We start from the raw sequence: 12,209 nt of genomic DNA on the forward strand, positions 1-12,209 counted from the left end.
ACCCCACGCGGCACACGCTCCGGGCCCAGGTGGTTTGGTCCAGTACCTCCAGTTTCGCGAAACCTGCGGCGAAATCCGGTCAGCAGGCCGCCCGGCGTCCTAGATTCATCTCGACCCCGCTGGTGACCCGAGACGCCAGCGGGGTCACTTCATTTCCGTGCGCTCGGCACGAGGGTGAGACCCGCCGTCACCGCATGTTCTCCTTGAAGAGCCGCAGCAACTGGTACGCCGAGCCGGCTGCGTCTCCGAGGTCACGTCCGGACGGCTGCTGGAGGAACGAGGTGAAGCCGTCAATCTCGCGGATCTCTTCGTGGCTGGCGTGGCGGAACCCCATCGTCCAGTCGGGGAAGGCCCGCGCGTCGATGCGCTCTCGCAGCAGCGTGAACACCCCGCGGTGTCGCGGGTCGCGGACGATCGACGCGAAGGTGCTGTCGACGGCCTCGTCGGGCCCCTCGAGGGTCTGGATGATGTTGCCCCCGCTGTAGAGGAGCATCCCGGTCAGACCGAGTGCCTCGTTCTTCGGCCGGATCGTCGCGAGCATCTCGCCCAGGCGATGGACGTCGAGGTGTTCGCTGGCTGAGCTGACGTAGGTGAGGGACAGCAAGGTATCGAGCTCCGAGAGATAGACGCCGGGAGCGATCAGGTTACCTGCGTCTTTACCTTCGGGCATGCGTGCTCCGCCCCGTTCCTGGCTACTGCGCTGTCAGCCGTCGCGTCGGGGTGATCTGTCACCACGGCGCGGCGCTCTCATGTCCACGCGGTTCGCGCGCATCCCGAAGTCGGAAGAACTCCTCGACGCCGCTCAGCCCACCCATTTCAAGGCGTTGCGGTCGGACGTGAACTCGTTGATGCGTTGGCCGATGCACTCCTCGGCGATGCCGGACGTCCGTGTCCAGCTCGCCTCGCCTCAGCAAAGGTTGGTATAAGGCGCGGCAACTCGAGGCGATGAAGGCAACGCGCTATAAGGATTGGGCCGGCGGCTGTCCGCCGGGAATGAAGAGATGTCTCTAGCCCCTCGAGGAGGTTGAAGTGCCTGCCAGCGTCGCGTTTCTTTCAGACCGCCTGACATCGGATCACAAGGCCGCCCTGCACCGTGCTCAGATCCTGATGGAGAACGACAAGGCGTGGACGGACTGGCTCGTCGATGCGGGCGTGCGTGGTGGACCTCTGCGTTCGATCATCCTGACGGTTGACGATCGAGAGAAGGTCCAGCGCTCGGTCCGTGGCGATGGCTTCAGCTACAAGGTCGACGCCGGCCGGATCGTTGACGCCGACCAGCGAGGCCAAGTCGTATCCGAGTGGCTGGCGATCCACGGCGAGATGTTCGACTACTGGGCCGAGAAGAAGGTGACGACACCGCACCCGCCGCTGCCCGATCCTGACGCCCAGTTGCCGGCAGAGGTTGAGGAGAGGCTCGCTGCGATGCGAGCCGACCAGATGCTCGAGGCGACGCACGATGACTATCTCGCCGAGCTCATAGACCAGGACGAGGAAGACTAAGGGTCATTCCTCCAGTTGCAGGAGGATGACGGCGCTCCCGTCACCCTGAAGGGCGATCGATTGGTTGACCACCTTCGCGTGCCGTAGTTCTTGCTCAAAGATTGGCGAGAATGCGACGTCACGCTGGCCGCCACCTTGGGGGAGGCGGTCCTCAAGCACGTGGAGCATGACCAGTCGGAGTGCCATGGCGGGCTAGCTCGTGTGGCACGCCGGCACGCAATGAGCGCAGCCGTCGACGTCCGTGTAGTAGCCCCTCGCAGCTTGGACTGCTGGTTGGCAGTTCGCGTGGTAGCCGAGGTCCTGGCGATTCGTTGAGGTGGGCAAGCAGCCCTTGGTTGAAGCGAGGTCGTGGACCTCGTGGTCTCCGTTTGACTGGGCGTTCTTGTTCACGCAGTAGTTGGGCATTGGGATCGCCTCCTTGGCGGAGCACGCTAGACCCGTGTGACGCCAGTCACAACAGCAACAAGTCCCCTCCGCCGCTCTTCCCACTCTGGTGTCGAAGACGACCCGCTTCCACTCGAGCATGGGGCCGCTGGTGATCCGGGCGCACGGTGACGGTGAGCTGCCGTGGGAGATCTCGACTGGATACGTCGGCCTGACGTCGCCCTGACGCATCCGCCGGTCACGTCGACCCATACTGGTCGGGGAGCGGGCACGTCCGTGCGATCCAGTCGGAGGCTCCCATCGGCCAGGTTAGAACATGCGTTCGAACGATTTGCCGGCAAGAGGTATATACGAACAGAACGAAAGGCATTACAATACTTTCGTATCTAAGGAGGAGGCTGGATGGTTGCCAAGGCGTTGGAACAGCACACGTACTTGCCCGAGGACAGGGCGGCTGAGGTGTTGAGCTTCCTTGATGCTCATGAGGCTGCTCGTGGAGCTAAGCCGTCCCCGCGCTACCTGCTTGCGGGTGCGGACGAGCACGACAGCATCGAGATCCCGGCTGGAATCCACGCGATATTGCGGCAGGTAGTGGCAGCGATGGAAGCTGGGAAAGCGGTCACGATTGCGCCCCAGAATCAACTACTGACTACACAGCAGGCGGCCGACATTCTCGGGGTCAGCCGCCCGACGGTGGTCAAGCTCATCGACGAAAGGATCTTGCCGGCGGATACGCCTGGCAAGCGTCGTCGGATGATCAAGCTTGACGACTTGCTCGAATATCGAGCCAAGCGGCGCGAGGACCAGTATCGGGCAATCCTGGAAACGGCGGTCGACTATGACGAGCCCGACGAAGATCCGGCCGTCATGACAGAACGTCTTCGGCGCGTGCGCGCAGAAGTCGCCGCCGAGCGGACTCAGGATCACATTTAGGTCTGCGAGGATGGCGGCGTGTTTGCCGCCATCCTCGATACGAGCGTGCTCTGGCCGAACCTTCAGCGCGATTTCCTGCTGTCGATGGCGGTTGAGGGCCTCTATAGGCCGCTTTGGAGCGATGCAATTCTGGAGGAACTTCAGCGACACGAGGCTATTAAGTTAATGGATCGCGGGACGAGCCAGGATGAAGCGACCGCCCGAGCAGCGAACCTCATCGAACTGATGCGTACTAACTTTGATGATGCGCTTGTACATGGGTGGGAAGGCCTAGTTGGCTCATACGGCCTGCCAGACCCTGATGACGAGCACGTGGTGGCGGCTGCGGTGGTCGGAGGGGCGGGCGCAATAGTCACGACAAACCTGAAGGACTTTCCCTCAGGAAAGGTCCCATTGGACATCCAGGTACTCGGGGCTGCGGAGTTCGCCGCGAACACTGCCGACGTTGACCCGGCTCGCGCAGCCGCGACCCTCCGGACGCTTTCCGACCGGCACCTGAGGCCGCCCAGAACACCTCACGAGCTGTTGAAGACGCTGGCCGATCGCTACGGCATGGATGAGGTGGCCGAGATCATCGAGCCGATGTTGTGACGCTTCGAAGCGATCACCTTGGCTCCGGAGAGTTCTCGTTCGTCAGCCCGCCTTTCGGCATCTGAAGTATGGTCCGCGTCTCGCCGGCCCGGTGCGCGTTCCATGCCCGGATCGTCATAGCAAGGCCCTCGGTCTCGTTGATCCGGCCCCCGCGCACGCGTAGCCGGGTGATCCGGCCTCGGAGCTGTGCGATCGGGTCGCTGCTCGCGATGCCGTCGCCGTCCGACACGCGCATGAGGAACCAGCTCGCGTCTTCGGCGTCGAGCTTCGCGAACAGGAAGTGGCACAGCCCGTAGACCGACGCCGGCAACGACTCCCGCGACGCCAGCCGGGACGCCAGGTCCGCGGACGGGCGGATCTCGGGGTTCTGCTCGAGGAAGGCGTTCATCTCGAGCGGGGTCGGTCGTATGGCGCCAGTGTTGGTGCGCATCCCGCGTTCCCACATCACCGCACGCCGGGCGACCGCGGCCAGGATGCTGGTGTTGTCCTCACCTTGGAGCTTGAGCGCGTCGGAGTACTACCTCTTCGCGCCGGCATCCACGGTCGGCATGACGTCAGGGGAGAGGCCGCGAACCACGACCATCGGCACCGTGGCGCCGGACATGATGATCGCTTTCAAGCGGTGCTGACCGTCGAACAGGTGACCGTCGGCCGAGAACTTCACCGTCTCCCCATTGAGAGCCCAGCGCTCGGCTGACATGTCCCGGGTGTACCCGTCGACCACAGAGCGGCGCAGGTTTCGGTTGTTCGGGTTTTTCGACAGCCAAGACTCAGCGAGCTCAGGGGAGACCTCAACGATCTCCACGGTCGGCGCAGGTCTCGTTCGAGATTTAACTTCTTTCACGGGTTGCTCTCTCTGGGCTGGGGCATCTTTCAGTAGACGCCGCGGTGAGGTGGGCCCCCGTACTTCCTTGCCGCGGTGTTGACCAAGTCAGCCCGCCTTGGATCGGCGGGCTGCACGGTGGGGAGCGGCCGGGGTTCAACGGGACTTCGTTGTCGATCAATGGTTCGGCTCCTCTGGTGCGACGGTGCGGAGGAACTCCGCAGCAGCCTCACGTCGGCTCAGGTGATGACCGTGGTTCTCGTGGGCAACGGCCTGGATCCGCCGTTCGACCTCAGAGGGTGCTTCGTCCTCGACGTCGGCCACGTGCCAGGCGCATCGATAGGCCAACGAGTGCAGTGGAAGCCCAACTCCATGGCCTCCCAAAGGCTGAACTCGCCTCCCAGATGAGGCTCGATGCTGAGCGTTGGTGCCGCCCTGGTGCCGCCCTGGTGGCGTCGAGGGGCGTCCCGTCGGGTTCGGTCGACACACTCAGGATCACGGACATGTCTCCGACCGTCTCCCTGCGCCAGTGATGAACGGCGACAGGGGTCTGCTGGTGATCGATGTCGTGCCCGCCGTCGGCCTCTGCCAGTCGGCACCACTCGGGCAGGCGATCGCGAGCGGGGCAGTGGTGGTGCTCATGCTCGGACCTCCTGGCACGAGCCTGGCGGACGACGTTCGTGTGTGTCGCTCAGGCGAATGTGCGGTGCTCATACGGGGTCTCCCGGTCCCGGAGCCTCCGCCGTCCATTGGACACATATTGGACACGCGCCCTGAATGCAGAAGGCCCCTGATCTGCGATTCCGCAGGTCAGGGGCCATGTCTTGCTGGTGGGCGATACTGGGTTTGAATTGTTGAGAGACGGGTCTTCGCGGCTCTCGCTCCTGACGCCTGATCTAGCGTAAACTCGCAGGTCAGAGGCGGTTTTCGAGGTCTGACAGACGTGGTCAGACGAGGTCGTATTTGGACGTCTATATTCCCCGAGATCCCCCTCTTGTTCCCCGAAAGGCGATACTGGGAGGACACAAGATGTCTCGGGCGAAGGTGCGCACCCGGCGAGGTTTCGGGCGCATCGAGAGGCGTGACAACGGCCGCTACCGGGCGGCCTACACGGGTCCCGACGGGCGCCTCTATCGAGCACCGGTGACCTTCGACGCGAAGGACGACGCGGTCGCCTGGCTGTCTGCCCGGCGGGCCGAGATCCAGATGGAGGTCTGGGCTCCGGAGGTCGCCGCGCGGGGCGCTCGGCGGCGGGAGGTGCCGACGTTTCGCGCCTACGCCGATCTGTGGCTGGAGACTCGCAAGACCAAGGGCCGCGAGCTGAGACCGACGACCCGCCGGCAGTACCGGATGCTTCTGGACAAGTTCATCCTGCCGACCTTCGGCGACGAGCGGATCGACCGGATCTCGAATGCGGACGTCAACGCTTGGTACGACGCCCTCGCGCCCGGCCGCGAGACCATCCGAGCCCAGTCCTACAGCCTGCTGCGCACCATCTTCGCCAGCGCGGCCTCGGAGCGGCCGCACCCGTGGATCCCCTACAACCCGGCGCATATCCGCGGTGCCGGGAGCACCAAACGCGCCCACCAGGTGCAGCCGGCGAGTCTGGACGAGCTGCGGATCATCGTCGAGGCGCTTCCTGACCGCTACAAGCTGATGGCGCTGCTGGCGGCTTGGTGCGCGATGCGGTTCGGCGAGCTGGCCGAGCTGCGCCGCGGCGACATCGACCTGCGGACCAGCCGCGTGAAGATCCGCCGAGGAGTGGTGCGGGTCGACGGTGAGTTCATCGTCGGGCCGCCGAAGAGTGACGCGGGGAGCCGCGACGTGGCGATCCCGCCGCACCTGGTGCCCCTGGTCAAGGACCATCTGAAGAAGTTCACGGCTCCCGGCAGGGACGCGTTGCTCTTCCCTGCGTCTGCGGACGAGAACCTGCACATGGCGCCCTCGACGCTCTACAAGGTCTACTACCCGGCTCGGAAGGCCGCCCGCCGCGAGGACCTCCGCTGGCACGACCTCCGCCACACCGGCGCTGTGCTGGCCGCGCAGACCGGCGCGACGCTCGCTGAGCTGATGGGTCGGCTCGGTCACTCGACGCCAGGGGCGGCCATGCGCTACCAGCACGCGGCTGCGGATCGTGACGCCGAGATCGCCAAGAGGCTCTCTGAACTCGCCAGATCGAAGACATGAGTGTCGGTGCGTCTTCGTACTCTTCAGACATGACGACGGTTTCAGACGACGATATCCGCCACCTGCCGTTGCCTGACCTCGCTCTGCGCCTCTTGGGTTCGCTCAGCCGCGAGCAGGCCAACTTCAACAACCTGATTCAAGGCTTCAAGCAGCGAGGCGGGTACGGCTCGCCGCAGCCTGGGGACCTGGACGGGCTATTGGCACGGCTCGCGGACGCGTGGGCCTGGCTCCAGGCACACGGGCTGATCGGACCGTCGGCGCAGAACCCGACCGGGGACTGGCGGCGTATTACGGCGATGGGCCAGGAGGTCGTCGATGATCCGAACGCCGTCGAGAAGGTGTGGGCAGCGGAGCGCCTCGCCGGCGACCTACACCCCGCGTTGTCCTCAGCCCGCTCCAACTTCGCCTTGGGTGACTACGAGACGGCGTCGTTCGCTGCGATGAAGTCCGTCGAAGTCGAGGTGCGCCGCGTGGCGAAGTTGCCGAACGAGTTGCTAGGTGTCCCCCTCATGAGGAAGGCGTTTAGCCCCAAGGACGGCATTCTCCGCGATCCCGAGGCGGAGGGTGGTGAGCAGCAGGCTACGGCTGACCTGTTTGCCGGGGCGATCGGCGCCTATAAGAACCCGGCGAGCCATCGCACGGTCAACTTCGACGACCCGACTGAGGCTGCTGAGGTCATCCAGTTGGCCGACCTTCTCCTCCGGATTGTCCAGCGCGCTGAAGCGCGGTTGGCGCAGTAGCGGGCCTCGCCCTCCGGTATGTTCGGTGTTCGGTATTGACCGAACACCGAATGCCTGACACTCTGGACCCGTGGATACCGAGGAGCTCGTCATCGACGCTTTCCGGCAGTTGGGGATTGAAGCCCGACTGCTCGTCGGCGCGCCCGCGGGCGGGGATCTCGCGCTGGGCCTGACGGGCTTCAACGCGCAGTTGGCGCTGAAGCGTCGGTCTCTCGTCACCGACGCGACCGTGAGCCAGCTCCTCGAAGAGGTTGACGGCGGCACACTGTTGGTCGTGGCGGACCGGGTGACTGAGTCGGCCCGCAATCTGCTGACTTCTCACCACGCTGGCTACCTCGATCTCCGTGGCCGCCTAGCGTTGCGCACGGGACACATCCTCATTGACGCCGAAGTCGAACCGATCAAGGAGCGCGCCGAGCGAGTCGATGCCCTCAGCGGCAAGGCTGGCCTGGAAGTCGCGGTGGCGTTGCTCCTGGAGCCCGAGAAGGGTGCATCGGTTCGGGAGCTCGCCCGAGCGCTCGGCCGGTCAGCCAGCACGGTCTCCGAGGTGTTGAAGGCGCTGCGTCGGCAAGGACTTGTCGACGAGAGCAACCGAGTCATCGGAACCGACCTCTTCTGGCAAGTTGCGGATCGATGGTCGACACCTCAGACCTACGTCGCGCAACTGCCTGACCCTCGCGACCCGAGCGCGAAGGCGTTGGGTCTGGGCCTGGACGACGAGGTCGGCTGGTCGACGGTCGGGTCGGTGCCGGCATCCGTGTACGGCGCGCCCGTGGTGGCGCGGGAGGACCAGGTGGTCGAGTTCTACGTCCCCGACGCGGCGACTGTTCGTCGGGCGGTGACGCTCCTCGGCGCCGCCCCCACAGCTGCGTCGGCAAAGGCATCGATTCGCGTGGCGCCGGTCCCCGCCGTCCTATCGCATCGCGAGACGCCGAAGGTGCGGGGAATCAAGTGGCCAGTGGCTCACCCGCTGTTCGTGGCGCTTGATCTGGCGCAGGACCAGGGGCGTGGACGCGAGATCCTCGACGCCTGGACGCCGACGGAGGGCACTCGTGTCTGGTAGGCGAGTCTCGTTCGTCGGTGATGCCATGACGGCTGTGGTCCAAGCGATCGACGAGGTTCACACGCTGATCGGCGCACCTCCGGTCGTCGTCGGCGGTGTCGCGGTGATGTGTCGGCTCTCTACGCCGTACCGGGCGACCACGGACCTCGACGTCGTCGCCGGCGCCGCAGTTGCAGATCCTTCGTGCTGCGGCAGGGGCCACGCCGGTCGAACCAGCAGCCGTGCTGTTGCCGACGCCCTTCGGTGACGTCAAGATCGACGTTCTCGAAGTCCGGCAGATCGAACTGGACGAGCCAAGTGACGATCCCGGCGATCGTCTGCATGCGTCGGCACACGCGTGGGCGAACGACATCGCCACGGACGTCATGATCGAGGTTGTGCGTCTCAACGGCGATCCCGTCGAGGTGACCACGAAGGTTGCCGAGCCCGGTCCTCTGATCGCTATGAAGATCCAGGCGGTGATGAACCGCTCGGTCGACAAGCAGGGCACGGACCTGCGCGACATCGTGCGGCTCGCGCTCGACCCTGAATCTCGCCCGGCCGCGATGAGCCAGATCGGCACAGTTGACGGTGCCCTCGCGCGTGACATCGCGATCCACGTCGACCTCTGGCTGGTCCGCAGGAAGGACCAAGCTCTGCGCTGGATCCGAGGCACCGGCGATCAGGACGTCACGATGGACGACCTCGACCTGGTCGCCGAGCTGCTTCTCGCGGCATGCGAGCGATAGGTAGCTGTCAGTTCACTGGAAGGCCGACGGCGTCACCTTGTCGACTGGCTCGCCGACGAGGTCTGCCCAGGCCTGCATCGTGCCCGAGAGTGCGATCGCTGCGCCTGACTGGACGGCGTGGCTGCCCTGCTTGGTGATGAGCGCCTCCAGTGCGCTGTGGGCTCGTCCGCGCCGGGCGAGGTCGAGGATGTCGCGGGCCGCGCGCTCGCCGTACCAGTGGCCCTGGGGGAGCCGGGCCTTCGCGCCGATGCCTGCTGGGGCGTCGGGATGATTGCCGGTCAGGATGGTGTCGAGCAGGTCGAGGGCAACGCCGATGGTGCCGGCGACGGTGGCCTGCGACCCGTCGGGCGACTCGGGTACGGCGGTCGCGAGGATGGCTCCGGCGAGGTCGGACTGGTCGTCGGCGATCGCCTCGACGAACAGCCGCAGCGTTGTGAGCGCGAGCGATCGTGCTTCTCCGACGGGCGTGAACAGCTCCATGTTGCGACGCTCGACGGCTCGGTCGAGGGCCGCCTGCAGAGTCTCCATGTCCGGGATGCTGTCCGGAGCGTCGAGATCAATGCCGTCCGCGGCGAGGATCGGGGCGAACTCGCGCATCAGGTCGTCTGCCATGCCGGGCGTGTGCACGATCTCGGGACCGCTCCACGGCGGCTCGGGGGAGGGGCGGCGAGGGTCGACCATGCTGACATCTTCACAGGTGGCGTAGGACGCGGGTTCGGAGGCTCGGACCGCGCTATACCGTCCCGCCCGGGGGTTGGCGCCGCTAGATTGCTGGTAGCAGTTGTCGGCATTGGCGCCGCCAGCAGACGGGAGCGGACTCGGTGACGACGAAGCAAGACATGCTCCGGCTCCAGAAGGTTGCGGAGTCGGCGGCGGCCCGAAAAGTCGACGCCACAAGGCACAAGTGCTTTGTGTCGTATCACGTCGATGACATGTCCGAGGTCGAGACGTTCATCGACGACTTCGGTTCAGAGTTCATCGCGCGGTCGGTGGGCGTGACGGTTGAGGACGATTTCGTCGACAGTGATGACGAGGACTACATCAAGCGCCGCATCCGCGAGGAGTATCTGACGGACTCCACCGTGACCATCGTCCTCCTCGGAAAGTGCACCTGGTCGAGGAAGTTCGTCGACTGGGAGATTTCCTCCTCCCTGCGAAACGACACGGCCAACAAGCGCAGCGGCCTGCTTGTCTATCCGCTTCCGTCGATGAACAACTCGGCGACGCTTCCCGATCGGGTAAAGGACAACTGGGTGAAGGATGATGTAGCGGCTTCGTATGCGCGCTACTTGACCTACCCCACGTCTGCGTCGGTCGTTCGGTCGAGCATCGAGAGCTGTTTCAACGATCGGACCTCGAAGGGTGACCTCGTCGACAACAGTCGGGCACTCAAGAAGGCGAACTCCACCTGCTCGTGAGCCTATCGGCTCGGGATGCTGGCAGACGTTGGGAGCGCAAGTGACGGTGACTTACCAGGTTCAGGTGTTGCACGTCGATCGCCCGAACTGGCTCGCCGAACTTCGCCAAGCGGTTGCTGTCGAGCTCAGCGATCTCGGCGTGCACAAGTCGCTCTCGGTGAACGTCACTGAAGACCTGCTGCCTGGCGACGCGCCGGCCGTGGCCGTAGTACTCGTCGGGCCAACAGCGAAGGACAGCGGCGTTCTGGCCAGCGGAGTTCGAAGAGCGCGTGAGGATGGGCTTGTAATCCTTCCGGTCGTCGACGACTTGGCAACGTTCCATGCGCAGGTGCCTGAGTCACTGTCCCAATTCAATGGTTTCGAGTGGTCCGGCCAGGAACCCGAGCGCAGGCTCGCGCGCGTCGTGCTTGAGCAGCTCGACATCGAGGAGCGCGACCGGCGCGTGTTCATCAGCCACAAGAGAAGCGATGGTCTGGCTGCCGCTGAGCAGCTCCACGATGAGCTCACGCATGTTCGCTTCAGCCCATTCATTGACCGCTTCGGAGTACCACCGGGTGGAGACGTCCAAGGCCGCATTGCTGACGCGCTCGAGCGATTTGCGTTCCTGCTCCTGCTCGAGACGCCCGAGGCCCACCTCTCGGACTGGGTGTTCGACGAAGTTGACTACGCTCTCGCTCATGCGATGGGTCTCCTGATCCTCCAGTGGCCCGGAGAGCCGACTCCGATACCCGGGAGCGTCGGAATCCCGCGGCTGAAGCTAGACCCCACCGATATTCAGAGCAACGCGCACAACTATGACGTTCTCACGCCAGATGCCGTGGATCGGATCATTCGCGAGGTCGAGGCGGCCCACGCCCACGGAATCGTTAGGCGGCGCCGCATGCTCCTGCGGAGTGTCCAGGAGGCAGCCGAGGGTCGCGGTGCGACTTGTACCGCGCTCAAGGACTGGACTTTGGAGATCAGCGGTCCTCGGGGGCGGGCGATCGTCGCGGTATCGCCGCGCCTGCCTGAGTCTGAGGACTTGCACCGGCTCGATGACACTCGAGATCGAATCGACCCGTACGCGGATGCGGTCTTGGTGCACGCTGCTCGACGTCTTGACGAACCCAGACGGCGGCACCTTGAGTGGGTTAAGGGAGAGCGCAGACTGGAGTTGCTTCCAGAGAATGCGATCGGGGGTGAGTGGTGATCCAGCAGGCAGAGCAGGGTCCGTTGGAAGGCAGGTCGGTCTTCGTCTCTGCGAGCATTCCGGACCCCAACCGGTGGGATGGCGACTTCGATGCACTTGAGATCACCGATGCCGTCGTCGCCGTGGCTCGCGCCGTTCTGGAGCAAGGTGGGCGACTGGTTACAGCTGCCCACCCGACTATTGCGCCTCTGCTCCTCTATGTCGCAGCTGAGCAGGCGACGGCGAATGTGGCTCGTGTGGTGATCTACCAATCCGCAGTATTCGACCCGATCCTGCCGGAAGCGACCCTGCGGTTTGAGGCCGACGGCGTCGGCTCGGTCATTCGCACTGCTGCGGTCGGAGACGAGCCGCCGGACCCGACACGTGCGCCGCAGAGCCTTGCACTGATGCGACGTCAGATGCTGACCGATGAAGCTCCTATCGCTGCAGTCTTCGTCGGCGGCATGGCTGGCATACCCGATGAGCACCAGCTTTTTGAAGACCTTCGTGAGAGTGCTCCGACCTACGCACTTGGGCACCCGGGCGGCGCCGCAAGGACCCTAGTTGGGTCGTCACCGGAAGAGCTACGTGAAGAACTGGCAGATGGCGACATCTATCCAGCGGTGGCTCGGCGAATTCTCGACGACCTCGTTGGTCGGCTGGCTTAGCAGCAG

The 12,209-nt window shown here is 64.8% G+C and carries 15 protein-coding genes; 10 read left to right on the forward strand and 5 right to left on the reverse strand.

What is annotated here, in order from left to right:
- Positions 1–187: 187 nt before the first annotated feature.
- Entirely contained in the window at positions 188–670 is a 483-nt protein-coding gene (locus PD653B2_RS08380; RefSeq protein WP_085871886.1) for a BLUF domain-containing protein, read from the reverse strand.
- 359 nt (positions 671–1,029) lie between these two features.
- On the opposite strand from PD653B2_RS08380, the gene PD653B2_RS08385 reads away from it, so the two are divergent.
- Entirely contained in the window at positions 1,030–1,500 is a 471-nt protein-coding gene (locus tag PD653B2_RS08385) for a hypothetical protein (protein WP_085871887.1), read from the forward strand.
- A gap of 3 nt (positions 1,501–1,503) precedes the next feature.
- Here the strand turns inward: PD653B2_RS08385 and PD653B2_RS08390 are convergent, their stop codons facing one another.
- Positions 1,504–1,686 carry a hypothetical protein gene (locus PD653B2_RS08390; protein WP_085871888.1) on the reverse strand — a complete coding sequence of 61 codons (183 nt, stop codon included), beginning with the start codon at positions 1,684–1,686 and terminating at the stop codon, positions 1,504–1,506.
- Between the two features lie 600 nt (positions 1,687–2,286).
- Between PD653B2_RS08390 and PD653B2_RS08400 the strand changes: the two genes are divergently transcribed.
- Together PD653B2_RS08400 and PD653B2_RS08405 are read left to right on the forward strand one after the other, a co-directional pair.
- The gene (locus PD653B2_RS08400; protein WP_085871890.1) at positions 2,287–2,817 is read left to right on the forward strand and encodes a helix-turn-helix domain-containing protein; all 531 of its coding nucleotides are present in this window, start codon (positions 2,287–2,289) and stop codon (positions 2,815–2,817) included.
- A gap of 18 nt (positions 2,818–2,835) precedes the next feature.
- The gene (locus tag PD653B2_RS08405) at positions 2,836–3,408 is read left to right on the forward strand and encodes a PIN domain-containing protein (RefSeq protein WP_085871891.1); all 573 of its coding nucleotides are present in this window, start codon (positions 2,836–2,838) and stop codon (positions 3,406–3,408) included.
- Positions 3,409–3,421: 13 nt separating this feature from the next.
- Here the strand turns inward: PD653B2_RS08405 and PD653B2_RS08410 are convergent, their stop codons facing one another.
- Positions 3,422–3,838 (reverse strand): hypothetical protein, encoded by a 417-nt coding sequence (locus tag PD653B2_RS08410; protein WP_133058981.1) that lies wholly within the window; start codon positions 3,836–3,838, stop codon positions 3,422–3,424.
- Between the two features lie 87 nt (positions 3,839–3,925).
- Entirely contained in the window at positions 3,926–4,213 is a 288-nt protein-coding gene (locus PD653B2_RS08415; RefSeq protein ID WP_085871893.1) for a hypothetical protein, read from the reverse strand.
- A 1,047-nt stretch (positions 4,214–5,260) separates the two neighbouring features.
- Here PD653B2_RS08415 and PD653B2_RS08420 point away from each other — a divergent pair.
- The 4 genes from PD653B2_RS08420 (at position 5,261) to PD653B2_RS08435 (ending at position 8,949) form a co-directional block, all read left to right on the forward strand.
- Positions 5,261–6,418, forward strand: coding sequence for a tyrosine-type recombinase/integrase (locus PD653B2_RS08420; protein WP_085871894.1), 1,158 nt, complete (start codon positions 5,261–5,263; stop codon positions 6,416–6,418).
- Positions 6,419–6,447: 29 nt separating this feature from the next.
- A complete protein-coding gene (locus tag PD653B2_RS08425; RefSeq protein ID WP_085871895.1) occupies positions 6,448–7,158 on the forward strand; it encodes a TIGR02391 family protein in 711 nt (236 codons plus the stop codon).
- Positions 7,159–7,228: 70 nt separating this feature from the next.
- Positions 7,229–8,221 (forward strand): MarR family transcriptional regulator, encoded by a 993-nt coding sequence (locus PD653B2_RS08430; protein ID WP_085871896.1) that lies wholly within the window; start codon positions 7,229–7,231, stop codon positions 8,219–8,221.
- Between the two features lie 170 nt (positions 8,222–8,391).
- Positions 8,392–8,949: a prevent-host-death protein gene (locus PD653B2_RS08435; RefSeq protein WP_207568279.1), complete on the forward strand. Its 558-nt coding sequence runs from the start codon at positions 8,392–8,394 to the stop codon at positions 8,947–8,949.
- Between the two features lie 12 nt (positions 8,950–8,961).
- On the opposite strand, the gene PD653B2_RS08440 is transcribed toward PD653B2_RS08435, so the two are convergent.
- Entirely contained in the window at positions 8,962–9,630 is a 669-nt protein-coding gene (locus PD653B2_RS08440) for a hypothetical protein (RefSeq protein ID WP_085871897.1), read from the reverse strand.
- A gap of 158 nt (positions 9,631–9,788) precedes the next feature.
- Between PD653B2_RS08440 and PD653B2_RS08445 the strand changes: the two genes are divergently transcribed.
- Genes PD653B2_RS08445 through PD653B2_RS08455 form a run of 3 tightly spaced genes read left to right on the forward strand, consistent with a single transcriptional unit; the run spans position 9,789 to position 12,203 of the window.
- On the forward strand, positions 9,789–10,367 hold the full coding sequence (locus PD653B2_RS08445) for a TIR domain-containing protein (RefSeq protein ID WP_085871898.1): 579 nt from the start codon (positions 9,789–9,791) through the stop codon (positions 10,365–10,367).
- Positions 10,368–10,407: 40 nt separating this feature from the next.
- Positions 10,408–11,556, forward strand: coding sequence for a toll/interleukin-1 receptor domain-containing protein (locus PD653B2_RS08450; RefSeq protein WP_165763391.1), 1,149 nt, complete (start codon positions 10,408–10,410; stop codon positions 11,554–11,556).
- Complete coding sequence (locus tag PD653B2_RS08455; RefSeq protein WP_085871900.1) at positions 11,550–12,203, forward strand: hypothetical protein; 654 nt, start codon at positions 11,550–11,552, stop codon at positions 12,201–12,203. The genes PD653B2_RS08450 and PD653B2_RS08455 overlap by 7 nt, the downstream gene beginning before the upstream one ends.
- The last annotated feature ends 6 nt before the right edge of the window (positions 12,204–12,209 follow it).

The sequence above is a fragment of the Nocardioides sp. PD653-B2 genome (genome assembly GCF_002117935.1).
Lineage (GTDB): Bacteria > Actinomycetota > Actinomycetes > Propionibacteriales > Nocardioidaceae > Nocardioides.